Origin of the sequence: Pseudomonas qingdaonensis (assembly GCF_018398475.1) — a bacterium.
In the GTDB taxonomy this organism is placed as follows: Bacteria; Pseudomonadota; Gammaproteobacteria; order Pseudomonadales; family Pseudomonadaceae; genus Aquipseudomonas; species Aquipseudomonas palmensis.
Genome location: NZ_CP074676.1, coordinates 82,129 through 106,584, shown reverse-complemented (window position 1 = coordinate 106,584; position 24,456 = coordinate 82,129). Strand labels below are relative to the sequence as shown.

The following is a 24,456-nucleotide window of genomic DNA, read 5'->3' as shown; positions in this document are numbered from 1 at the left end:
TGGAGTTTCAGATGAACGAGAATGCACAACCTTCCGGCCCGGCAGCGCTGAACATGGTCAGCGAGAAGATCCACCCGACGCTGTTCATCGCCCTGGGCGGTACCGGCATGAAGGTCAACATTCGCCTGCGCCGGCGCATTCTCAATGCCATCTGGGGCGGCAACAACCAGGTGCAGCAGATTGCCGACTTCCCCCTGGTGCAGTTCATCAACTTCGACCTGGATGCTGGTGAAGTCACCCAGGACGGCAAGTCGATCAAGACCGACGTGCTGGCCGAGCAAGTGGCCTTCACCTCCGAAGAGAAGATCATCGAGCCGCTCAACCTGAGCAAGTACACCCACTCGATGGACGAGCTCAACCGCCACCGTGAAGTGGCCGAATGGTTCCCGCTGACCCCGGACAAGATCCGCGCCCTAGGCATCGACCCCTCCAAGGGCGCCGGGCAGATCCGTGCGCTGTCGCGCCTGTACTTCTACGACAAGTACCCGGTGATCCGCGACAAGCTGCGCGACAAGGTCGGGCGCCTGCTGGCCAACATCGGCGGCAACGCCGACAAGCTCAAGAAGCTCGGCCTGGAAATCGACCCCGGCAAGATCCGTATCGTCATCAGCGGCTCGGCGGCCGGCGGCACCGGGTCCGGTTCGTTCCTGGACATGGGCTACCTGGCCAAGGCGATCCTCAAGGAACACAACATCGCCGGCAAGGTCGACCTGTTCTTCGTGTTGCCCGGCGGCTTCCATGCCTACAACACCGAGCGCGTGCAGGCCAACGGCTATGCGGCGCTTATGGAGCTGGAAACCAGCATGCGCGGCAACCGTCTGGTCAAGCACTGGGACGCCACCGACAACCTGTTCATCGACAACCGCCCGTACGATGACGTCTACATCATCGACAACAGCAACGTCGCCCAGGCCAAGACCAGCGACCAGGAAGACGTCTACGAGATGCTCTCGGACGTGCTGTTCACCGACTTCACCTCGCAGGACTTCGCCAACAAGAAGCGCTCGATCGCGGTCAACCAGAACCAGCACAAGATCCGCTCCTACACTGTGCGCCTGCCCCAGGACTACGGCGACGACACCGAGCTGCGCTTCCCGTGCTCGTACTCCTCGCTCGGCCAGGCCGTGCTCGACACCCAGATCGATGCGCGCCAGAACGTGCGCCTGAGCCGTCAGGTACAGCAGATGCTCAAGGCGTTCTTCGGCATCGCCAACGCCTCGGCCAACGACAACCGTCCTACCGACCGCGAGCGTGACGACTTCCTGCGCGAGCAGCTGAACGTCACCCCGCGTACCTTCACCGAACTGCCGGACTTCCTGTCCAAGGTCGAGCTGACCCTGGCCACCGGCGAGTTCACCCACTACCAGATCGCCGACGACCTGCTGCTGGTGGAAGGCGACAACAGCATCACCGCCCAGATCGAGCAGAAGGTCGAAGCGTTGTTCGAACGCCTGCACAGCGGCGGCGCCGACAAGGACCAGTGGCTGACCCACGTGCGCGAGATCCAGCAGCAGCTGGAACGCGACACCAAGGGCAGCAACATCGACAGTGCCGAGCGCAACCACGAAGTGCGCATCAAGGAAAACCGCCAGCGCCGCCTGGCCGAACTGGTGCGCGAAGACGCCCTGCCGGAAAAACTCTTCCGTCGCCTGGACGACGATGAGCGCGGTGGCCTGGACTACACCCTGGCCCTGGTCGAGATGCTCAAGGACCGCCTGGAAAACGAAGGCAGCGGCATCATCCCGGCGCTGGAAAAGAACGCCGCACGCTTCAAGGAACTGGCCGAGAAGCTGGAGTCCTCGGAGCTGGCCCGCGAATTCGAGCGCCTCAAGGAAACCACCGGCGGCGGCCTGATGGCCCGCCTCAGCGGCAAGGACAAGCAGGCCGAGACCGTGCTCACCCAGGTCAAGGACACCCTGCGCGACAGCCTGTTGTTCTACGTGCGCCATGTGGCCGCGCGCGAGGCGGCCCAGTTGCTGCGCGAGCTGTCCGACTGGCTGGGCCGCAAGGAGTCGGTGGACCAGAGCGGTCGTGCGGTGTGGAACGGCTTCGTCGGTCGTCTGCAGGACGGGCGCAACGCAGTCGACCAGCTGCTGCGCCGGATCGAGACCGACATCAGCAAGATCGACGCCAGCATCAAGGAAAAACACGCCACGCTGATCCCCCTGGCGCTGGTGCAGAACAACGAAGAGCAACCGGTGGACGGCGCCCAGGTGCGCGAGTGGGCCAAGGACGCATTCAAGGACTTCGGCGGTTCCAAGACCCTGTTCGGCAAGCTGCAGGACGAGGAGGGCCAGGAAGAGCTGCTGTCCAAGCTGCGCGCCAAGGCCGTACAGCAACTGCCGCGCCAGACCCAGGGCACCGACCCGCTGCTCAGTGCGCTGGCCGCGCTGACCCCGGACGAGCAGCGCGAGAAGTTCCGCCAGTTGCTGCAACGTGCCATGCCGTGGACCCCGCTCAACCTCACCGGCGGCTTCGGCATCGGCAAGGACCGCTACACCTGCCTGGTCGGCGTGCAGGACGCCAATGAGTTCAAGCGCACCTATGGCGCCATGCTCGGCCAGTGCCTGCCACAGGGCACCGGCATGACCGCCGGGCAGATCCAGTTCGTCGAGTCGGGCACCCCGGGCAAGCTGATCTGCTTTACCGAGCTCAGCGGCTTCCCTCTGCCGGCGCTGACCCCGCTGCCGACCTACCTGGCCAGCTACCGCAAGGAAAGCACCACCATCCCGCTGCACAGCCACAAGCGCATCAGCCAGTTCGTGCAGCCGATCCAGTTCACCCAGGAGCAGTACCGCCAGTTCGCCGAGGACTTCAAGCTGTACCTGCACGCGGTCGTGATGGGGGTACTGCGCCGCAACCCGTCGGAACGCTACGAACTGATGATCGACCAGGATTACTTCAGCGTCGGTGACGAGTTCGCGATCCGCCAGAACGGCCTGAACCAGCTGCAGCGCAAGGACATCGAAGACCAACTGCGCCAACGCTACGAGCAACTGCGCAGCCCGCAGCAACTGGCAGCCATGGTCGCGCTGTTCGAAGACCTGCGCCGCGGCGCCTACAAGCCGCAGATGCGCCAGGACGAAATCGGCGTGTCGTCGCTGTACCAGACCTTCCCGTACAAGATCGCCGAGCTGCTGAAAAACGAGTACGACAACCGCCTCAAGCGCCAGGCCCCGGACAACGCCGAGCGCCTTGTCGAGCAGGCGCGCGCGTTGCTGCAGCAGTTCACCGAGCCGGTCAGCGGCTCGCGCGCCGATGTGTACCGCGACGAAGTGCACGACGAGCACAGCGAGAAGCGCACCCTGCTCAAGGACTTCTTCACCAGCGGCTGGCTCGACAGCCTGTTCCAGCCGGCCGCCAGCACAGCGCCAGTTGCCGCCCCCATGCCGGGCATGGCGCCACCGCCGCCACCAGGCGCAGCCGGCATGGTGCCACCGCCGGTGGCCGCACCGCAGTACAGCTACCACCTGAGCGTGGCCGGCACCAACTATGGCCCGTACACCACCAGCCAGCTGCAGCAGTACGTGCAGACCGGCCAGGTGACCCGCGACAGCCTGTTGTGGCGCGAAGGCATGGCCGCCTGGCTGGGCGCCGGGCAGATCGCCGAGCTGGCCCACCTGTTCGCCCCGACGCCCGCCGCAGCGCCGCCTGTCGGTACCCCACCGCCCGTTGCGCCGATGGCGCCACCGCCTGTGAACTGAGGAAGGCCCCATGTCCGCATCCGCGAAAAATCCGGCCTTCCCGCTCAACTGCGCCAGCAGCGCGTGCAACCAGCCTCTGAGCGGCCCGGTGGCGTTCTGTCCGTACTGCGGCGCCAGCAGCCAGGTTGTGGCCGCTGCACCCGCCGCGCCGGCGCCGGTGGTCGTGGTGAGCGCGGCCCCGCCCCCCATGCCCGCAGCGGCGCCCGCGCCGGTGATCGAATCGGTGCACATGCTGGCCCCGGCAGGCATCGTGAGCACACCGGTAGTGACGCCGCCGCCCGTACCGCCGGTAGTGCAGGGGGCGCCGGCTGCCAAGTCGCGCAACCTCGGGCGCAAGCTTGCCCTGGCCGCCGGTGTGGTTGTGGCGGTACTCGGCTACGGTGCCTACCAGGCCAGCCAGCGCCAGTCGCTTCAGCAGTTCGAAGCCGAACTGGCCGCCGGCCAGGCGTGCCTGCGCAGCAGCCAGTTCGACTGTGCGCTGGAAAAAGCCGAAAGCGCGCTGCGCATCGAGAGCAAGGACCACCGCGCCATCAGCCTGCTGCAACGCGCCCAGGCCGGGCTCGAGGGCCAGCAGCGCGACCAGCAGGCCAAGGCCCAGGCGGCAGCCGCCGCGGCCAGTGCGGCAGCCGCTCGTCAGGCTGCGGCCGAACGGGCGCAACGCGAGCAGCAGGCCCGTGAGCTGGCCACCAAGGAGCAGCAGCTACGCGACGAGCAAACCCAGCTCGCCAAGCGCCAGCAACAGCTGGAACAACAGGCTCGCGTCGTGCAGCCGGCGCAGCAGCGTCCGCTCACCACCCCGCGCCCGCCCGTACAACGACCTGCCAGCGCAGCCAATGCCGGGCTGGTGGGCCAGCAACTGAGCCAGGCACGCAGCGCCCTGGCCCGTCGTGACGGTGCCACCGCCCGTTCGCTGGCCAACAGCGTGCTCAGCCAGGACCCTGGCAACCGCCAGGCGCAGATCATCCTGCGCCAGGCCGAGCAACTGCGCGCTCAGTCGTTCAACACGCCAAAGGGCCTGGGCGGGGTGATCATCGAGTAGCCCGCGCTACAGCGTCTCGCCGGGCTCGCCCGGCAGCTGCTCGTCCAGGTGCACCCAGGGCAGCCGGCTGTCGGTCCAGATATGCCGGCGCGGCTGCACCTGCTCCGGTGCGTCCAGGGTGGTGATGGTGATATCGATGCTTTCGGGGCTCAGGTCGGTGGTCAGCGCCATGTGCGCGCCACAGCGGCTGCAGAAGTAGCGCACGCAGCTGGCCGACGAGTCGTAGCGCTGCGGCGTGCCCAGCAGCCACTGGAAGTCCTCGCAGCGCACCGTCGCCCAGGTCACCAGCAACCCGCCGGTCACGCGCCGGCACACCGAACAATGGCAGTGCGCGACATCCTCCAGCGCACCCGCCACCCGATACCGCACGGCGCCGCAATGGCAGCCGCCTTCATGCACTTCGCCCATCCTCGTCGCTCCTGCAGACCCGCACTGGTTGATGAAACCTTCTGTCGCCTTTGTGCCGCCGAAAGCTGGCTGAAAGCTTGGGCACTTAGCATCGCCTCACCTCCGGCAAAAGACCGGTCAGCCAGGGCTCTGACTTTACTGCAGTGCCCGGCCCAATCAACAACAACAATGGTGATACTGATGTCCTTCCACGCCCGCGTTCTGCCTGCCCTCCCGCCGTCACTCCCAGCACCGCGCACCTTGCGCTGATCCGTTCGTCCCTTTCTCGACGCGCCTCGCCTGGAGTAACTGCCCCATGCTGACCTTCCTCGGCTTCGCCATGGTCATCACCTTCATGTACCTGATCATGACCAAGCGCCTGTCGGCCTTGATCGCGCTGATTCTGGTACCGATCATTTTCGCCCTGTTCGGCGGCTTCTCGGGCGAGATCGGCCCGATGATGCTGCAGGGCATCAGCAAGCTGGCACCCACCGGCGTGATGCTGATGTTCGCCATTCTGTACTTCGCCCTGATGATCGACTCCGGGCTGTTCGACCCGGCCGTGCGCAAGATCCTCAAGCTGGTCAAGGGTGACCCGCTGAAAGTCTCGGTGGGCACCGCCGCGCTGGCCCTGGTGGTATCGCTGGACGGTGACGGCGCCACCACCTACATGATCTGCGTGGCCGCCATGCTGCCGCTGTACAGCCGCCTGGGCATGAGCCCGCGGATCATGGCCGGCCTGATCATCCTGGCCGGCGGGGTGATGAACATGACCCCCTGGGGCGGCCCCACCGCCCGCGCCGCCAGCGCGCTGCACGTCGACCCGTCGGACATCTTCGTGCCGATGATCCCGGCCATGGCCTTCGGCGTGTTCGCCATACTGGCCATCGCCTATATGTACGGCAAGCGCGAACGTGCCCGCCTGGGCGAACTGCACCTGCCGGGCGATGAAATCGACCACAGTGAAATCAGCGTATCGCAATATCCCGACGCACGCCGGCCCAAGCTGCTGTGGTTCAACGGCGCATTGACCCTGGCCCTGATGGTCGCGCTGATCGCCGGCCTGCTGCCGCTGCCGGTGCTGTTCATGATCGCCTTCAGCATCGCCATGGTGGTCAACTACCCGTGCCTGCAACAGCAGAAGGACCGCGTCGCGGCCCACGCCGGCAGCGTGCTGGCGGTGGTGGGGCTGATCTTCGCGGCGGGCATCTTCACCGGCATCCTGTCCGGCACCGGCATGGTCGAGGCCATGTCCAAGAGCCTGCTGGCGGTGATCCCCGAAGCGATGGGCCCGTACCTGGCGGTGATCACCGCGATCGTGAGCATGCCGTTCACCTTCTTCATGTCCAACGACGCCTTCTACTACGGCGTGCTGCCGGTGCTGGCCGAAGCTGCCAGCCACTACGGCATCAGCCCGGTGGAGATGGCCCGTGCCTCGATCGTCGGGCAACCGGTCCACCTGCTGAGCCCGCTGGTACCCTCGACCTACTTGCTGGTAGCCCTGGCCGGTATAGAATTCGGCGATCACCAGCGCTTCACCCTCAAATGGGCGGTGCTGGTGTGCCTGTGCATCATGTTCGCGGCGCTGCTGATGGGAATTTTCCCGCTGTTCAGCAGCCTATAATTCATCCGTTTCATCCCAACGCTTGCGCGTCGACCCCTGCGGCGCGCAACGCCCCACACGCTCGAAGGAACACACATGGAATGGCTGACCAACCCGGAAATCTGGGTTGCCTTTTTTACCCTGACGGCTCTCGAGATCGTCCTGGGCATCGACAACATCATCATGATCTCGATCCTGGTCAGCCGCATGCCCAAGCACATGCAGCAGCGCACCCGGATCTTCGGCCTGGCGCTGGCGATGGTCACGCGCATCCTGCTGCTGCTATCGATCGCCTGGGTCATGCGCCTGACCGCCGACCTGTTCCATGTGTTCGGCCAGGGCATTTCCGGGCGTGACCTGATCCTGTTCTTCGGTGGCCTGTTCCTGTTGTGGAAGAGCTCCCAGGAGATCTACCACGGCCTCGAAGGCGAGGACGAAACCCACGACGAGCCGTCTTCCGGCAAGGCCGCTGGCAAGTTCCTGTACACCATCATCCAGATTGCGATCATCGACATCGTGTTCTCGCTGGACTCGGTGATCACCGCAGTGGGCATGGTGTCCCACGTGCCGGTGATGGTGGCGGCGATCATCGTCGCGGTGCTGGTGATGATGCTGTGCGCCAGGACCATCAGCGAGTTCATCGACAAGCACCCGTCGCTGAAGATGCTCGCGCTGTCGTTCCTGATCGTGGTCGGCACCGTGCTGATTGCAGAAGCCTTCGACGTGCACGTGCCCAAGGGCTACGTCTACTTCGCCATGGCCTTCTCGCTGGCGGTGGAGGCGATCAACATCAAGATGCGCACCGCGGCGGCGAAAAAGAAACAGCAGAGCGACCCGGTGAAACTTCGCAAGGACATTCCGGGTCAGTAACACTGGCTGCGCTGAACAACAGGCCCCGAATGGGGCCTTTTGTCTTTTGCGACGGCAACGCGCCAGCGAAGATGCCCGAACCGGCGCGCGAGGTTTCAAAGCCTGTGCATGCATGCCATGCTGGCGCCACGGCCCTTGGCCGACTACAGCTTAAGTGAGCACTGGAAAAAACCGCCGGTCACCAGGCCAGGCTCACCGCGTCATCCACTTGCCCCTCTGGGGCGCCTTAACAGGGGGCCGTAAGTATGCTGACCCTGCTCAACCTGCTCTCGGCCGTGGCCCTGCTGATCTGGGGCACACATATCGTACGTACCGGCATCCTGCGGGTGTACGGTTCCAACCTGCGCCGATTGCTGAGCCAGAACATGGCCAAGCGGCCCCTGGCGTTCATCGCCGGCATCCTGGTCACGGCCATGGTGCAGAGCAGCAACGCCACCGCGATGCTGGTGACCTCGTTCGTCGGCCAGGGCCTGATGACCCTCACCCCGGCCCTGGCCATCATGCTCGGCGCCGACGTGGGGACCGCGCTGATGGCGCGGGTGCTGACCCTGGACCTGTCGTGGCTGTCGCCGCTGCTGATCTTCCTCGGGGTGATCTTCTTCCTCTCGCGCAAGCAGACCCGCGCCGGGCAACTGGGGCGCGTAGGCATCGGCCTGGGCCTGATCATCCTGGCCCTGCAACTGATCGTGGAGGCCGCTGCACCGATTACCCAGGCCCAGGGCGTCAAGGTGCTGTTTGCCTCGCTGACCGGCGACATCCTGCTCGACGCCCTGGTGGGCGCGCTGTTCGCCCTGATCTCGTATTCCAGCCTGGCCGCGGTGCTGCTCACCGCCACCCTGGCCGGCGCCGAAATGATCAGCCTGCCGGTGGCCATCGGCCTGGTGATCGGCGCCAACATCGGCAGCGGCCTGCTGGCGTTCCTGAGCACCAGCATGCAGAACGCCGCCGGGCGCCAGGTGGCGCTGGGCAGCCTGCTGTACAAGCTGATCGGCCTGCTGGTGGTCATCCCGGTGCTCGACCCGCTGGTGCACTGGATGGACAGCCTGACCTTCAGCCCGCAAGAGCTGGTGATCGGCTTCCACCTCATCTACAACACCCTGCGCTGCCTGGCCCTGCTGCCCACCGCAACGCCAATGGGGCGCCTGTGCCGCTGGCTGCTGCCCGAACGCGAGGAAACCAACGGCCACGCCAAGCCCCGCCACCTGGACCCTGCCGCGCTGGACACCCCGAGCCTGGCACTGGCCAACGCGGTGCGCGAGACCCTGCGCCTGGGCGACCTGGTCGACAGCATGCTCGATGCCATGCTCAACGTGCTGCGCGGCAGCCAGACCGCCCTGACCCAGCAGGTGCGCACCCTCAGCGACGACGTCGAGGGCCTGTACAACGCCATCAAGCTGTACCTGGCGCAGATGCCCCGCGAAGACCTCGGCGAGCACGACAGCCAGCGCTGGGCCGAGATCATCGAGCTGGCGATCAACCTCAAGCTGGCCAGCGACCTGATCGAGCGCATGCTGCGCAAGGTGCAGCAGCAGAAGACGTCGCAGCGCCGCGAGTTCTCCCAGGTGGGCCTGGAGGAGCTGACCGTGCTGCAGACCCAGCTGCTGTCCAACCTGCGCCTGGGCCTGTCGGTGTTCCTCAGTGGCGACCCGCACAGCGCACGCCAGCTGCTGCGCGAGAAGCGCCGCTTCCGCGCCCAGGAGCGGCGCCTGGCCCATGCCCACGTCAGCCGCCTGCAGCGCAAGGTGGTGCAGAGCATCGAGACCAGCTCGCTGCACCTGGAACTGATCGCCGACATGAAACGTCTCAACTCGCTGTTCTGCAGCAGTGCCTATGCGGTACTGGGCGGCAGCGATACCGGCGCCCTGATGATCGACAGCGTACCGGACGATGCCCATTCGCCTTGACCCGACGCTGCCCCGAACCCGTGCAAGGAAGCCTGTGATGCGTTGCCTGATGTTCATCTGCCTGTTGCTGGGCGCCCCTTCAAGCTTTGCCCTCGACCGCACCCAGGTCGAGGGCTACCTGTTGCCCAACGGCCTGCAGGTGCTGCTCAAGCCCGGCTACGAGCGCGACCATGTGTCGATCCGACTGGTGGTGGGCATCGGCTTCGACGACTTCCCGTGCGTGCGCCAGGAACTGCCGCACCTGCTCGAACACCTGCTGTTCAGCGGTATCGACGACACGGGCGAAGGCGGGCTGGAAGAACGCATGCAGGCTCTTGGCGGTGAATGGAACGCCTACACCAGCAGCGCCGACACCACCTTCGTCATCGAGGCCCCGGCGCGCAACCAGCGCAAGGTGCTCGACCTGCTGCTGGCCGTGCTCCAGGACACACGTATCGATGCCGACGCCTTGCAGGTGTCGAAGAGCATCGTCGAGCGTGAAGATGGCGGGCACTACACCCACCTGCAGCGCTGGCTGGACCGCCAGGACCTCGGCCACCGCGCCAGCGACCAGCTGGCGGTGGAGCTGGGGCTCAAGTGTGCCGAGCGCTCCTCGGTGCAGGACATGACCCTGGAAGAAGTGAATGAACTGCGCCAGCACTGGTACGCCCCCAACAACATGAGCCTGATCGTGGTCGGCGGCCTGGATCGCGTGCTGCCCGCCTACCTGGAGCGCACCTGGGGCCAGCTGGAGCCGGTGGAACCGGGCGAGCGCCGGGTACTCGATGGCGTGACCCACAAGGCCCAGGCGCGCCGCGAGCTGATCCGCGGCTGGCTGGGCGACAGTGCGCGGTTGCACTGGATGTTCCTGGAGCCGGTGCTGGATGAAAACCACGACGCCACCTACGACCTGCTGCAGCGCTACCTGGACTGGGCGCTGTATCGCGAATTGCGCCTGCAGCACAGCCTGTCGTACGGGCCGTCGGCGCAGCGCGAGCGTTTTGGCGACACCGGCCTGTTGAGCCTGAATGCCGACCTGGACAGCGATCAGGTCGAGGCGGCCGAGCAGATCCTGGGGCAGATGATCGAGCGCCTGCGCAAGGACGGACTGGACCGCGCCACGTTCGAGCGCATCAAGGCCGCGGCAATCGCCCGCGAAGCGTGGACCAGCCAGGGCAACAGCGCGCTGGCCGACTACTACTGGGGAGCGTTGAACGACTATGCCGACGGTCGGGTCGGCGAGGCGAAGACCCGGTTGCGCGAGGTCAGCCTGGAGGATGCGGATGCGGCGCTGCAGGCGCTGTTCGCCGAGCCTGGGTATGTGCGGGTAGAGAAGCCGTTGCTGGGGTATGACCAGCTGTATGGGTTGGGGGCACTGGGGCTAGGGGTGTTGCTGGCGGGCATGCTGCTATGGCGGCGACGCCGCTGACGCTACCGCGGATGTAGGAGCCGGCGTTGCCGGCGAATGCCGCACCGCGCAGCCACGCCGAACGCGCAACGGCCTTCGCCGGCAACGCCGGCTCCTACAAGCGCAGCAAGCAGCGTATCCTGTAACAGATTTTTACCTCACCCAGCGAACGCCCCACCATGCCCGCACTTCTCCTGCGCCTGATCGACCTGATAAAGCGCTACCCGGGGGTCATCGCCCTCGGCGGTTTCATTTCCGGTATCGGCAGTTTCATCCTGGTCGACCGTCAGGAAGGCCTGGCCAGCTGGGTCGCGATCCTGCTGCTGGTGAGCTGGCTGTGGCTGATGTTCGAGAACACCTTCACCCAGCTGTTCACCCGCCTGTTCAAGCGCGAGATCCCGCAGCCGCTGCTGCGCTACGCCACGCAGATGATCCACCAGGAAAGCCTGTTCTTCGTGCTGCCGTTCTTCTTCGTCACCACCACCTGGAACAGCGGCCAGCTGGTGTTCACCGGCCTGCTGGCCGGCGCCGGGCTGGTGTCGATCGTCGACCCGCTGTACTACCGCTGGCTGGCGCCGCGCCGCTGGCTGTTCCTGGCCCTGCACACCCTGACCCTGTTCGCCGCGCTGCTCACGGCGCTGCCGATCATCCTGCACCTGACCACGTCGCAGAGCTTCAAGCTGGCGCTGGGCATCGCCATGCTGCTGTCGTTCCCGAGCCTGGCCAGCAGCTTCCCGATCAATCACTGGCGCCGTGCCGCCATGCTGGTGCTGGTCACCCTGGCCGTTGGCGGCAGCGGCTGGCTGCTGCGCTCGTGGGTGCCGCCGGCGACACTGTGGATGACCGAAGTGGCCATCAGCACCCAGCTGCAGAACCGCACCCCCGGCGACAGCCTGGAGCAGGTCAGCGCCAGCCAGATCCGCAGCGCCGGGCTCTATGCCTATACCGCGATCAAGGCCCCGCGCGGCCTCAACGAACGCATCTACCACGTATGGAAACAGGACGGCAAAGAGGTCGATCGCATTGCCCTGAACATCAATGGCGGGCGCAAGGAAGGCTACCGCGCCTGGACCCACAAGCAGGTGTTCCCCAGCAACCCGGTCGGGCACTGGCAGGTGCGCGTGCTCACCGAAGACGGCCAGGTGATCGGCGTGCTGCGCTTCGAGGTGGTTGATGACGGTCAAGCATCCGTCGCCAAGTGACGCTATGCTCTGACCCGGCGCACTGGAGCGCCTGCCGGACTGTCTGGAGCCTATGACCACCACCGTCACCCCCGCCAGCGCCACCCTCGATACCACGCGCAGCCCGGCCTGCCTGCGCATCGCCGGCGACTGGACCCTGGCCAACTACACGCCGCTCAAGCGCAGCACCGAGGCCCTGCACGGCCAGTACGATGCCAGCGCCCAGGTCGACCTCGCCCAGCTGGGCAAGCTGGACACCGCCGGCGCCTCGCTGCTGGTCGAACTGCTGGGTGCCGAGCGCCTGGGGCAACTGGCCGATGACCACGCCAGCCCGCTGTCGGCCGCCGACCGCGCCTTGCTGCACACCGTGTACTGCTCGCTACAGGACTACTGCCTGCCAGAGCGCCAGCCCGAAACGTCCGTGCTGACCCAACTGCTGTGCCGCATCGGCCGGGCAGTCGACGTGCTGTGGCAAGACACCCGGCAACTGCTCGGCTTCATCGGCCTGATCATCGCCACCCTGGCCCGGCGCCTGCTGCAACCCAGGCGCTGGCGCATGACCGCCGTGGTCGCGCACATCGAACAGACCGGCCTGGACGCGGCGCCCATCGTCGCGCTGCTGACCTTTCTGGTGGGTGCGGTAGTGGCCTTTCTCGGCGCCACGGTGCTGGCCAGTTTCGGCGCGAGCATCTTCACCGTCGACCTGGTGGCGTTCTCGTTCCTGCGTGAATTCGGCGTACTGCTTACCGCCATCCTGATGGCAGGACGCACCGCCAGCGCCTTCACCGCGCAGATCGGCTCGATGAAGGCCAACGAGGAAATCGATGCGATCCGCACCCTGGGCCTGGACCCGGTCGAGCTGCTGGTGGTGCCGCGGGTGCTGTCGCTGCTGATCGCGCTGCCATTGCTGACCTTCGTCGCGATGCTGTGCGGCATCATCGGTGGCGCCGTGGTGTGCGCGGTGTCGCTGGACATCTCGCCGGCGATGTTCCTGTCGCTGCTGGAAAGCGACATCGGCGTGCAGCACTTCCTGGTGGGCCTGGCCAAGGCGCCGTTCTTCGCCTTCCTGATCGCGGCCATCGGTTGCCTGGAAGGTTTCAAGGTGACCGGCAGCGCCGAATCGGTCGGCGCCCACACCACCTCGGCGGTGGTCCAGTCGATCTTCGTGGTGATCGTGCTGGATGCGGTGTTCGCACTGTTCTTCATGGAGATGAGCTGGTGAGTGAGGCAAGCCGCGAGAAGGTCATCGAGGTGCGGGGCCTGTGCAACCGCTTCGGCACCCAGAGCGTGCACGAACAGCTCGACCTGGACCTGTACCGCGGCGAGATCCTCGCCGTGGTCGGCGGCTCGGGCAGTGGAAAGTCGGTGCTGCTGCGCAGCATCGTCGGCCTGCGCCGGCCCAACGAGGGCACGGTGAGGATCTTCGGCCAGGACCTCAGCCAGGCCAGCGACCAGCAGCGCTCGCAGGTGGAGCGTCGCTTCGGCGTGCTGTACCAGAAGGGCGCGCTGTTCTCGTCGTTGACCGTCACCGAGAACGTCGCACTGCCGCTGATCGAACATGCCGGCCTGAGCCGCGCCGACGCCGAGCATCTGGCCGGGGTCAAGCTGGCCCTGGCCGGGCTACCGCTGTCGGCGGCCGACAAATACCCCGCGTCGCTGTCGGGCGGCATGATCAAGCGCGCCGCCCTGGCCCGCGCCCTGGCGCTGGACCCGGACATCCTGTTTCTCGACGAGCCCACCGCCGGGCTCGACCCGATCGGCGCGGCCGCCTTCGACCAGTTGATCCTGACCCTGCGCGATGCGCTGGGCCTGAGCGTGTTCCTGATCACCCACGACCTGGACACCCTCTACACCATCACCGACCGCGTGGCCGTGCTGGCGCAGAAGAAGGTGCTGGTGGCCGGCCCCATCGACCAGGTCTCGGAAACCGACGACGCGTGGATTCACGACTATTTTCATGGCCCGCGCGGCCGTGCGGCCTACCAGGCCGCCACAGCGCTCAAGGAGAACTGAAATGGAAACCCGCGCGCACCATGTGTTGATCGGGCTGGTCACCGTGCTGGTGGTGGCCGGCGCCATGCTGTTCGGCCTGTGGCTGGCCAAGTCGAGCGTCGACAGCACCTTCAAGGACTACGAGGTGGTGTTCAACGAGGCCGTCACCGGGCTGTCCAAGGGCAGTGCGGTGCAGTACAGCGGGATCAAGGTGGGCGATGTGATCAGCCTGCGCCTGGACCCCAACGACCCCCGCCGGGTGCTGGCGCAGATCCGCCTGAGCGCCGAGACCCCGATCAAGCAGGACACCCAGGCCAAGCTGACCCTGACCGGCGTCACCGGCACCTCGCTGATCCAGCTCAGCGGCGGCACCCCGCAGAGCCCGCCGCTGGAAGGCAAGGGCGGCCGGCTGCCGGTGATCGTCGCCTCGCCATCGCCGATTGCGCGCCTGCTCAACAACAGCAGCGACCTGGTGACCAACATCAACCTGCTGCTGCACAACGCCAACCGGCTGTTCTCCGAAGAGAATGCCACCCGCCTGGGCGCCACCCTGGCCAACCTGGAGCAGACCACCGGCGCGATCGCCGGGCAGCGCGACGACATCCGCCTGGCCATCCAGCAGATGGCCCAGGTGGGCAAGCAGGCCGGCGCGGCGCTGGAGCAGACCAGCCAGCTGATGCGCAACGCCAACAGCCTGCTCGGCAGCGACGGCAAGCAGATCGTCAACAGCGCCGACCAGGCCATGCAGTCGCTGGCGCGCAGCACCGCCACCATCGACGCGTTGCTCACCGACAACCGCGAGGCGATCACCAGCGGCGCCCAGGGCTTCAACGAACTGGCCCCGGCGATTCGCGAACTGCGCGATACCCTGACTGCCTTGAAGGGCATCTCCCAGCGCCTGGAGGCCAACCCCAGCGGTTACCTGCTGGGCCGCGACAAAAACAAGGAGTTCACCCCATGAGCCGCCCCTGCCGCACCCTCGCCCTGGCCGCGCTGCTGAGCCTGAGCAGCGCCTGCTCGATCCTGCCCAAGGCGGAGCCGGCCGACGTGTACCGCCTGCCGGCGGCGCAACCGGTGCGCAGCAACTCCGCACCCGTGGCCTGGACCCTGCGTATCAACAAGCCGCTGGCCAGCGAGATCCTCGGCACACCGCGCATTGCCGTGGTGCCGGCAGGCGACCTGATCAGCAGCTACAAGGGCGCACGCTGGGCCGACCCGGTGCCGGCACTGCTGCGCAACCGCATGCTCGACGCCTTCCAGCGCGATGGCCGGGTACAGCGGGTAAGTGCCGACGACGCCAACCTGCAGGCCGACTACGAGATCGTCGGCGAACTGCAGGCGTTCCAGAGCGAGTACAGCGATGCCGGGCTGGCAGTAGTGGTGCGCCTGGATGCGCGACTGGTGCAGGGGCGTACCCAGCGCGTGCTGGCCAGCCACAGCTTCGAGGTGCGCCAGCCGGTGGCGCAGACCCAGGTACCGGCGGTGGTCGGCGGCTTCGGCCAGGCCACCGACCGGCTGATGGCGCAACTGGTGGACTGGACCGTGGCTCAGGCGAAGAACCAGTAGCACACCGCGATGGCCGCCAGCACCCCGGCCAGCTCGGCCAGCAGCGCGCAGCCCACGGCGTGGCGTGCGCGCTGGATACCCACGGCGCCGAAGTACACCGCCAGCACGTAGAAGGTGGTTTCGGTGCTGCCCTGGATGGTCGCGGCCACCAGTGCCGGGAAGCTGTCCACCCCGTGGGTCTGCATGGTCTCGATCAGCATGGCCCGCGCCGCGCTGCCGGAGAACGGCTTGACCAGCGCGGTGGGCAGGGCATCGACGAAACGCGTGTCCCAGCCCAGCCATTCGATTACATGACGAATGCCGTCCAGGCCGAACTCCAGCGCCCCCGAGGCGCGCAGCACGCCGACCGCGCACAGCATCGCCACCAGGTAGGGCAGCAGGCTCTTGGCCACGTCGAACCCTTCCTTGGCACCTTCGACGAAGGTTTCGTACACCGGCACCCGCTTGAATGCGCCGACCAGCAGAAACAGCATGATCAGGCCGAACAGCGTGAGGTTGCCCAGGATCGACGACAGGGTGGCCAGCGCGGTGGCCGACAGGCCCGCCAGCAGCGCCATGAAGCCGCCCAGCAGCAGCGCGCCGGGCACCATGTAGGCGAGCACCACCGGGTCCCAAAGGCGCAGGCGCTGCATCACCGCCACCGACAGCAGGCCCACCAGGGTCGAGGCGCTGGTGGCCAGCAGGATCGGCAGGAACACCAGGGTCGGGTCCATAGCGCCTTGCTGGGCGCGGTACATGAAGATGGTCACCGGCAGCAGGGTCAGTGACGAGGCATTGAGCACCAGGAACAGGATCTGCGCGTTGCTTGCCGTGGTGGAGCTGGGGTTGAGCTCCTGCAGGGCGCGCATGGCCTTGAGGCCGATAGGCGTGGCGGCGTTGTCCAGGCCCAGGCCGTTGGCGGCGAAGTTCAGGGTGATCAGGCCCAGCGCCGGGTGGCCGGGCGGTACCTCGGGCATCAGGCGACGGAACAGCGGGCCGAGTACCTTGGCCAGCCAGTCGACGATACCGGCCTTTTCGGCGATCTTCAGAAAGCCCAGCCACAGGGTCAGGGTACCGAACAGCAGCACCATGACTTCGACCGAAAGCTTGGCCATGGCGAAGATACTCTCGACCATGGCGGCGAAGATGCCCGCGTTGCCACCCACCAGCCACTGCACCAGTGCGGAGAGGGCGGCCACCACGAAAAAGCCGAGCCAGAGGCCGTTGAGCATTGGTCGTTTCCCTTGCAAGTTGGAGCGCATGATAGCGGGGTGGGTAGGCAGACGCCATAAACGGCGGCGGCCCATTCGCCGGCAAGGCCGGCTCCTACAGGTTCGGCATCGTCTGTAGCAGCCGGCCTTGCCGGCGAAGCTTCTGGCAGGCAACAAAAAGCCCCGACGGGTCGGGGCTCTTGTGTTTCAAGCCGTCAGCAGCTTAGTGCTGAGCGGTCTCGCCAGCCGGCGCCGGGGTCTTGCTGCGCCAGTGCGGCAGCGAGTTCCAGTACGCCTGGCCCTTGGCATCGTCATACATGCCTTCCCAGCGCGAGATGACCAGTACCGCCAGGGCGTTGCCGATCACGTTCAGGGCGGTACGCGCCATGTCCATGATGCGGTCGACACCGGCGATGAACGCCAGGCCTTCGAGCGGGATGCCCACGCTGCCCAGGGTCGCCAGCAGCACCACGAACGATACGCCCGGCACACCGGCAATGCCTTTGGAGGTGACCATCAGGGTCAGCACCAGCAGCAGTTGCTGGCTGATCGACAGGTCGATGCCGTACAGCTGGGCGATGAAGATCGCCGCGATGCTCTGGTACAGGGTCGAACCGTCCAGGTTGAACGAGTAGCCGGTCGGCACCACGAAGCTGCAGATGGCCTTGGGCGAACCGTAGGCTTCCATCTTCTGGATCACGCGCGGCAGCACGGTCTCGGAGCTGGCGGTGGAATAGGCCAGGATCAGCTCGTCCTTGAAGATGCGCATCAGTTTCAGGATCGAGAAACCGAACAGGCGGGCGATCAGGCCCAGCACCATGAAGGCGAAGAAGGCGATGGCGAAGTACACCAGCAGCACCAGCTTGGCCAGCGGCAGCAGCGAGGCGAAACCGAAGTTGGCCACGGTCACCGCAATCAGGGCGAACACGCCGATCGGGGCGTAGTTCATGATCATGTGGGTGACCTTGAACATGGCTTCCGACACGCCCTGGAAGGTTTTCACCAGCGGGTCGCGGATGTCTGCCTGCAGGCTCGACAGGCCCAGGCCGAACAGCACCGAGAAGAAGATGATCGGCAGCATCTCGCCACGCATCAGCGCTGCAAAGATGTTCGACGGGATCAGGTTGAGGATGGTCTCGATGAACGCATGCTCATGCTGCACCTCGGCGGCGGTGGCCTGGTACTTGGAGATATCCACGGTGCCCAGGGTGCTCATGTCGATGCCGGCGCCCGGGTGGAACAGGTTGGCCAACACCAGGCCGACCACGATCGCGATGGTGGTCACCACCTCGAAATAGATGATGGTCTTGAGGCCGATACTGCCAAGTTTCTTCGCATCGCCAACCCCGGCGATACCCACGACCAGCGACGAAATCACGATCGGGATGACGATCATCTTGATCAGGCGAATGAAGATGTCACCTGCCGGTTGCAGGACGTTACTGATCCACCATGCCTTTTCTGCACTGAAATGGTTCAGCAACGCCCCGATGGCGATCCCCAATACCAGACCGATGAGGATTTGCCAGGCGAGGCTTAGTTTTGCCTTCTTCATGTCGTTACCCTTTGTTCAAGTGGACACGGTCACTGCCTTGAAACCTGCATTCTAGAGCCGCTGAAAGCGATTCCCTGGAGTTTTCATGGTGCAGGCAATGCGCCGTAGAAGGTCACCGCAAGTGAGCGCAAGGGGCGCTCGGACCAGCGAAAAAGGCGCAACTATTCCGATGCAGGCGCACTGAGTCTAATGCCGTAAATGACTACCCTATGCCGAATCGGCATGATCTTTTTGGCATGAAACGGACGTCCCAGCGGCAGAAAACCTACCCGTTCGGAATCCCGAATAAGGCCAAAGCGCCATGATTAGGCCGATACAGCGGTATCCACAAACCGGCAAAACAGCGTTGTTCGACAATCCGAATGCGTGAAAAACGTCATTTGGCAGGTCAAAGAAGTCAGGAATTTTTTTGATGGGTGGTCAGCCGTCTGGCCGATCTGTCACTTTCAAGCGGGGAAATGCATCAGGCTTGCGCCGGGTGCACAAGTCTGACCGGGGGCTGCCCTGGCGGCATGCGACCCGGTCCACGACTGTGTTGCCGTTTACCACCCTGACCCGGCCCATGAAGGAGGTACTCCCTGTACCCCTAGGCCCCTCCGATCCTGTAGCAATCAGAGCAGCCCGGCCCCCTGGTCATGCGTCCGCTCTCCTCGAGCGGGCGCAGCATAGAAACTGGAACAGGCAAAAGGTTCAGCTTCCATGGTGATACTGATGCGTCCGGCGACACTCAGTAGTAGTTCGGGTCTTTCTTCAGCTGCTCTTCGAGCATCTGTTTCATGCCGTCATTCGGCTCGCCCAACCAACGCTTGTCGGTGTGACGGCTGGGTGACTTGTCGGCAGGCAGGCCGGCGGGTACCTGGACCCACAGCGCGTATGCCTCATCCTTGTCCCAGCTGAAGGCCACGATAAGACGGCTGCTGTCGCAGCTCTGCTCGGTCTCACACAAGGGGCCGACCAGATACTTGACGCCGTCTTCCTCGATCGCCGTCATCTGCTCGGTGGAAGCACCACTGAGGTTGATGACCCAATCGGGCAGCCGCTCCTGCTTTTTGACCACTTTCTGCCAGGTTTCCCGGTACTCGGGGTCCGAACCAAGCAGTTGGCTGGTCCGGACCTGGCCGTCATTGGCCGCCATCGCCGCTGTACAGGCCCCCACCATCAGGGCGCCTGCCAGGGCTCTGTAGAGCGTCCCTTTCATAGTCAACCTCTACCGCGACGACCGAAGAAGAAGGAAGCGACGAACAGTACCAGGAAGACAATGAAGAGAATCTTCGCGATACCGGTAGCGGCGCCGGCGATACCACCGAAGCCCAGTACGGCAGCGACAATGGCGATGATCAGGAAGGTGATGGCCCAACTTAACATGGTGTTTCTCCTTACCGTTTTTGAAAGCGGTTGTGTCAGATGTGGGGCATTGCTCGGTCAGAACACCCAGCGTTCCTGCGGCACGACGGTTTCCACGGTGGCCGCATCGACCGAGTGGGTACGTGGCGCGGTCCTGGCTTCCAGCATCGAAGCACGCGTGGCCTGCACATGGGCCACGTGATAAGCCTGTACGGACATCTGGTTGGCGATCTGCTTGGACTGCCAGATGCTGTACATCTGCCCTGCAACCAGGGTCAGAAGCGCCGCCAGGCAGAGAAACAGCAACTGGCGTACGTGAAGCGGGGAAATCTGCACTAGGGCGGCGGTTAACAGGTTCATGCCGGGCTCCTCTGCTGCATCGTTGTTATTGACTGATAGAGTCATTGCAGCCTGCATGCCAGCTTTTGAAATCAAATAAAACGCTTATAAATCAACATCTTAGGTATGTACTGAGGGCAGCTGCAGGACGCATCCTGCACGATGCCCCCCAGGGCCTCGTGCGATTTGCACGATCAGCCCTCCACCTTGATCGCCACCTTGAGCATGTCGGCGTCCACCCCGCGCACGCCGCGGATCTGGCGGGCAATCTCCTGGGCGATGGTCTTCTGCTCGTTGCTCATGACTTCCCCGGACAGGCGCACCACGCCCTCCTGGGTCGCCACCTTGATGTTGGGCCCGTCCAGGTTGCGGCTATATAAGAAGCTGGTCTGCACCTTGTCGTTGATCCACGCGTCGCTCTGCACCTCGGCCGCTGCCGCAGCGGCCTGCTCGCGGGCCTGGGCCGGGTCGCTCACGCCCAGGCTGATCAGGTTGTTGACCAGGTACACGCCATCGGTAGAGGCCGCCACGCTGCCGGCCATCTGCTTGGCCTCTGCGCTGGTCACCCGGCCACGCAGGGTGACCACCCCGGCCCGGCTGTCGACTTCGATGGGCAGGCCCTGGGTCTGGCTGCTCCACAGCAGGCGGGCGCGGATAACCGCCCCCAGGGTGGCGTCCTCCAGGCGCTGGGCATAGGCGCGCCGTTGCAGGGTTTCATCCACCAGCTCGGGGTTGACCTGCAACTGGTTGTCGACCTGCTCGATGCCGGCGGTGGCCAGTGCCACCTGCGCCGCCAGCTCGCGCTCCACCTCGTTTTCCACCTCGCCCTGCAGGCGGGCGGTCTGACCCTGGATGGCCACTTCGATCTTGAACGGGTTGAGCAGTCGGTTGAGCGCCAGGGCGGTCTGCAAGGCGCCTTCCTGACGGGCCTGCTGTAGGCCGGGTTCGGCCGCCGAGGCGCTGGTGACACCCAGCGGGGTGAGCAGAAGTGCGGCAGTCAGAACTGCCAACGGGCGTATTGCACGCATGATGAAGCCTCCTGTTGGTCAGAAGGAACATCATCGCAATCGTTGTGCCAGTGCTCAAAAAATAAACAAACTCATTATTTTCAATGAGTTAGTCATATTCGCAGCAGGGAGCTAGCATGCAGGGCGCGGAATCAATCAGAATCGACCATGCAACTTGCCCGATTTTTCCGAGACTAACCAAGAACATTCTTAAAGGAGCGTAGGAAAATGGAATCTGCCACGGAACATCAGGGCCGCATTCTGCTGGTAGACGACGAGTCCGCAATCCTGCGTACCTTCCGCTATTGCCTGGAAGATGAAGGCTACAGCGTGGCCACGGCCAACAGCGCCGCCCAGGCCGAAACCCTGTTGCAGCGCCAGGTGTTCGACCTGTGCTTTCTGGACCTGCGCCTGGGCGAAGACAACGGCCTGGACGTACTGGCGCAGATGCGTATCCAGGCGCCATGGATGCGCGTGGTCATAGTGACCGCGCATTCGGCGGTCGACACCGCAGTCGATGCGATCCAGGCCGGCGCCGCCGATTACCTGGTCAAACCGTGCAGCCCCGACCAGCTGCGCCTGGCCACTGCCAAACAACTGGAGGTGCGCCAGCTCTCGGCGCGTCTGGAGGCCCTGGAAGGGGAAGTGCGCAAACCCAAGGACGGCCTGGATTCCCACAGCCCGGCCATGATGGTGGTACTCGAAACCGCGCGCCAGGTGGCCAACACCGACGCCAACATTCTGATCCTTGGCGAGTCCGGTACCGGTAAAGGCGAGCTGGCACGTGCCATTCATGGCTGGAGCAAACGCTCGCGCAAGGCCTGCGTGACCATCAACTGCCCTTCGCTGACGGCCGAACTGATGGAAAGCGAGCTGTTCGGCCATAGTCGCGGGGCATTTACCGGGGCCAGTGAAAGCACCCTGGGCCGGGTCAACCAGGCCGACGGCGGCACCCTGTTTCTCGACGAGATCGGCGACTTCCCGCTGACCCTGCAACCCAAGCTGCTGCGCTTCATCCAGGACAAGGAGTACGAGCGGGTCGGCGACCCGGTCACGCGCCGCGCCGACGTGCGGATTCTGGCAGCCACCAACCTCAACCTAGAGGACATGGTGCGCGACGGGCGTTTTCGCGAAGACCTGCTGTACCGTCTGAACGTGATTACCCTGCACCTGCCGCCGCTGCGCGAACGCAGCGAAGACATCCTGACCCTGGCCGACCGCTTCCTGGCCCGCTTCGTCAAGGAATACGCGCGCCCCGCCCGCGGTTTCAGCGACGAGGCCCGCGCCGCGCTGCTCAACTACCGCTGGCCGGGCAACATTCGCGAGCTGCGCAACGTGATCGAACGGGCGAGCATCATCTGCCCGCAGGAGCGGGTAGAGGTCAGCCACCTGGGCATGGCCGAACAACCCACCAGCAACGCGCCGCGGGTGGGGGCTGCATTGAGCCTCGACGAGCTGGAGCGCGCGCACATCGGTGCAGTGCTGGCCACCAGCGACACCCTTGACCAGGCCGCCAAGACACTGGGCATCGATGCCTCGACGCTGTACCGCAAGCGCAAGCAGTACAACCTGTGAAGCTGGCAATGAAGCTGCGCACGCGGCTTTTTCTCAGCATCTCGGCGCTGATCACCGTGGCCCTGCTGGGCCTGATTCTGGGCCTGGTCAGCGTGCAGCAGATGGCCAGCTCGCAGCAGAAGCTGATCAGCGACAACTCCTACATCCTCGACCTGGGCCTGAAGCTGCGTCAGAACCTGGGTGAACAGCTGTCCCTGCTGCTGGACCCGGACAGCGAGGTGCAGGCGCTGCAACCGCTGCAGGACAAGTTTCAGCAACTGCTCGACGAGGGCCTGAGCCATGAACGCCAGGCCGAGGGGTTTGCGGGTTTCAGTACCGCCAACCGTGATTACCAGGCCTTCCTCAAGGCCTTTCGCGACAGCCCCGAGCCCAGCCGCAACCTGGGCCCGGACCAACCCCTGGGCGAAGCCTTCAACCAGTTGCGCACCGACCTGATCGACTCGCACAAGCAGGCCCTGGCGCATATCAACCACAGTGAACAGAAGGCCCGCGAACGTGCCCTGCTGGTCTCCAGCATGCTGGGCCTGCTCGGGCTTGCCGTGCTGGTGCTGGGTTTCATCACTGCCCACGGCATCGCACGCCGCTTCGGCCAGCCGATCGAGGCGCTGGCCAAGGCCGCCGACCAGATCGGCCAGGGCAACTTCGAGGTCACCCTGCCGGTAACCCCGGCCGTGGAGATCAACCAGCTCACCCGCCGTTTCGGGCTGATGGCCGAGGCACTGCGCAAGCATCAGGCCACCAATGTCGACGAACTGCTGGCCGGCCAGCAGCGCCTGCAGGCGGTGCTCGACAGCATCGACGACGGCCTGCTGATCATTGACCGCGAAGGCCATCTGGAACACCTCAACCCGGTGGCCCAGCGCCAGCTGGGCTGGGACGCCAGCCGCCTGGGCCAGGGCCTGGGCAAGGCGCTGCAACGCCCGGAGCTGGACGATCAGCTGCGCCTGATATTGCGTGGCGGCAGCCTGGACCGCGTGCCGGACGACCTGAGCCTGGAAATAGATGAAGAAACCCGCCTGCTGGCCTACAGCCTGACCCCGGTGTGCCATCCACAGGGGCAGATCCTGGGCGCGGTGATGGTGCTGCACGACGTCACCGAACAGCGCGCCTTCGAACGGGTGCGCAGCGAGTTCGTGCTGCGCGCCTCCCACGAGTTGCGCACCCCGGTGACCGGCATGCACATGGCCTTCGGCCTGTTGCGCGAGCGCCTGACGTTTCCAGCCGAGAGCCGCGAGGCGGACCTGTTCGACACCATTGGCGAGGAGATGCAGCGGCTGACCCAGCTGATCAACGACCTGCTCAACTTTTCGCGCTACCAGAGCGGCTTGCAGAAGCTCGAACTGCAACCCTGCGCGATCGACGAGTTGCTGTCGCGGGCCCGCGAGCGCTTCGCAACGGCGCTGGCCGACAAGCAGATCGAGTTGCGCGTGGAGCTTGCCGCGCCACTGCCGCGCATCCAGGCCGACCCGGCGCAACTGGACCGGGTGCTGGACAACCTGCTGGACAATGCCATCCGCCATACGCCGGTGGCGGGCAGTATCCGCCTCAATGCCCGGCGGCATGCCGAACGGGTGATCATCAGTATCGAGGACAATGGCGAAGGCATTGCCTATGGCCAGCAGGGGCGGATTTTCGAGCCCTTCGTGCAGGTTGGGCGCAAGAAAGGCGGTGCCGGGCTGGGCCTGGCACTGTGCAAGGAGATCGTGCAGTTGCATGGCGGGCGCATGGGCGTGTACTCACGGCCAGGGCAGGGCACGCAGTTCTACATGGCGCTGCCGGTGTAACCGCCTTCGCCTGCAGGCGCCAGCCTTGC

Annotated in this window: 20 protein-coding genes; 13 read left to right on the top strand and 7 right to left on the bottom strand. The window is 65.2% G+C overall.

Annotated elements, in window-relative coordinates; genetic code table 11:
* Positions 1–11: 11 nt before the first annotated feature.
* Positions 12–3,704, top strand: a complete 3,693-nt coding sequence (locus tag KH389_RS00500) for a tubulin-like doman-containing protein (protein WP_210015320.1) — start codon at positions 12–14, stop codon at positions 3,702–3,704.
* A gap of 10 nt (positions 3,705–3,714) precedes the next feature.
* Positions 3,715–4,743: a hypothetical protein gene (locus KH389_RS00495; protein ID WP_213606667.1), complete on the top strand. Its 1,029-nt coding sequence runs from the start codon at positions 3,715–3,717 to the stop codon at positions 4,741–4,743.
* Positions 4,744–4,749: 6 nt separating this feature from the next.
* Here the strand turns inward: KH389_RS00495 and KH389_RS00490 are convergent, their stop codons facing one another.
* Positions 4,750–5,151, bottom strand: coding sequence for a GFA family protein (locus KH389_RS00490; protein ID WP_043862321.1), 402 nt, complete (start codon positions 5,149–5,151; stop codon positions 4,750–4,752).
* A 295-nt stretch (positions 5,152–5,446) separates the two neighbouring features.
* Here KH389_RS00490 and KH389_RS00485 point away from each other — a divergent pair, with 295 nt between their 5' ends.
* From KH389_RS00485 to KH389_RS00445, 9 genes are all read left to right on the top strand, one after another.
* Entirely contained in the window at positions 5,447–6,754 is a 1,308-nt protein-coding gene (locus tag KH389_RS00485) for a CitMHS family transporter (RefSeq protein ID WP_043862320.1), read from the top strand.
* Positions 6,755–6,829: 75 nt separating this feature from the next.
* On the top strand, positions 6,830–7,603 hold the full coding sequence (locus KH389_RS00480; RefSeq protein WP_213606666.1) for a TerC family protein: 774 nt from the start codon (positions 6,830–6,832) through the stop codon (positions 7,601–7,603).
* Positions 7,604–7,848: 245 nt separating this feature from the next.
* Positions 7,849–9,507 carry a Na/Pi cotransporter family protein gene (locus tag KH389_RS00475; RefSeq protein ID WP_043862318.1) on the top strand — a complete coding sequence of 553 codons (1,659 nt, stop codon included), beginning with the start codon at positions 7,849–7,851 and terminating at the stop codon, positions 9,505–9,507.
* A 37-nt stretch (positions 9,508–9,544) separates the two neighbouring features.
* On the top strand, positions 9,545–10,915 hold the full coding sequence (locus KH389_RS00470) for a M16 family metallopeptidase (protein WP_213606665.1): 1,371 nt from the start codon (positions 9,545–9,547) through the stop codon (positions 10,913–10,915).
* 158 nt (positions 10,916–11,073) lie between these two features.
* On the top strand, positions 11,074–12,096 hold the full coding sequence (locus KH389_RS00465; RefSeq protein ID WP_054916017.1) for a DUF5924 family protein: 1,023 nt from the start codon (positions 11,074–11,076) through the stop codon (positions 12,094–12,096).
* 43 nt (positions 12,097–12,139) lie between these two features.
* A complete protein-coding gene (locus KH389_RS00460) occupies positions 12,140–13,297 on the top strand; it encodes an ABC transporter permease (RefSeq protein ID WP_173925070.1) in 1,158 nt (385 codons plus the stop codon).
* Complete coding sequence (locus KH389_RS00455) at positions 13,294–14,088, top strand: ABC transporter ATP-binding protein (RefSeq protein WP_043862314.1); 795 nt, start codon at positions 13,294–13,296, stop codon at positions 14,086–14,088. Before KH389_RS00460 ends, KH389_RS00455 begins: the two co-directional genes overlap by 4 nt.
* A 1-nt stretch (position 14,089) precedes the next feature.
* Positions 14,090–15,028 (top strand): MlaD family protein, encoded by a 939-nt coding sequence (locus KH389_RS00450; RefSeq protein ID WP_043862313.1) that lies wholly within the window; start codon positions 14,090–14,092, stop codon positions 15,026–15,028.
* Positions 15,025–15,633: an ABC-type transport auxiliary lipoprotein family protein gene (locus tag KH389_RS00445; protein ID WP_213606664.1), complete on the top strand. Its 609-nt coding sequence runs from the start codon at positions 15,025–15,027 to the stop codon at positions 15,631–15,633. The genes KH389_RS00450 and KH389_RS00445 overlap by 4 nt, the downstream gene beginning before the upstream one ends.
* Here the strand turns inward: KH389_RS00445 and KH389_RS00440 are convergent.
* The 6 genes from KH389_RS00440 to KH389_RS00415 all read right to left on the bottom strand — a co-directional run bounded on the left by KH389_RS00440 (position 15,615) and on the right by KH389_RS00415 (position 21,089).
* Entirely contained in the window at positions 15,615–16,844 is a 1,230-nt protein-coding gene (locus KH389_RS00440) for a nucleoside recognition domain-containing protein (protein WP_123753538.1), read from the bottom strand. The genes KH389_RS00445 and KH389_RS00440 overlap by 19 nt on opposite strands.
* Before the next feature lie 202 nt (positions 16,845–17,046).
* On the bottom strand, positions 17,047–18,378 hold the full coding sequence (gltP, locus tag KH389_RS00435) for a glutamate/aspartate:proton symporter GltP (RefSeq protein WP_054916020.1): 1,332 nt from the start codon (positions 18,376–18,378) through the stop codon (positions 17,047–17,049).
* Between the two features lie 727 nt (positions 18,379–19,105).
* Positions 19,106–19,576 (bottom strand): inhibitor of vertebrate lysozyme family protein, encoded by a 471-nt coding sequence (locus tag KH389_RS00430; RefSeq protein ID WP_213606663.1) that lies wholly within the window; start codon positions 19,574–19,576, stop codon positions 19,106–19,108.
* Between the two features lie 2 nt (positions 19,577–19,578).
* Positions 19,579–19,743: a DUF1328 domain-containing protein gene (locus KH389_RS00425; RefSeq protein ID WP_009401691.1), complete on the bottom strand. Its 165-nt coding sequence runs from the start codon at positions 19,741–19,743 to the stop codon at positions 19,579–19,581.
* Positions 19,744–19,800: 57 nt separating this feature from the next.
* Positions 19,801–20,082, bottom strand: coding sequence for a hypothetical protein (locus tag KH389_RS00420; RefSeq protein ID WP_043862308.1), 282 nt, complete (start codon positions 20,080–20,082; stop codon positions 19,801–19,803).
* Positions 20,083–20,255: 173 nt separating this feature from the next.
* Positions 20,256–21,089: a BON domain-containing protein gene (locus tag KH389_RS00415; protein WP_043862307.1), complete on the bottom strand. Its 834-nt coding sequence runs from the start codon at positions 21,087–21,089 to the stop codon at positions 20,256–20,258.
* Positions 21,090–21,296: 207 nt separating this feature from the next.
* Between KH389_RS00415 and algB the strand changes: the two genes are divergently transcribed.
* On the top strand, positions 21,297–22,643 hold the full coding sequence (gene algB / locus KH389_RS00410; protein ID WP_043862306.1) for a sigma-54-dependent response regulator transcription factor AlgB: 1,347 nt from the start codon (positions 21,297–21,299) through the stop codon (positions 22,641–22,643).
* 8 nt (positions 22,644–22,651) lie between these two features.
* On the top strand, positions 22,652–24,427 hold the full coding sequence (locus KH389_RS00405; protein ID WP_173925029.1) for a KinB sensor domain-containing domain: 1,776 nt from the start codon (positions 22,652–22,654) through the stop codon (positions 24,425–24,427).
* The last annotated feature ends 29 nt before the right edge of the window (positions 24,428–24,456 follow it).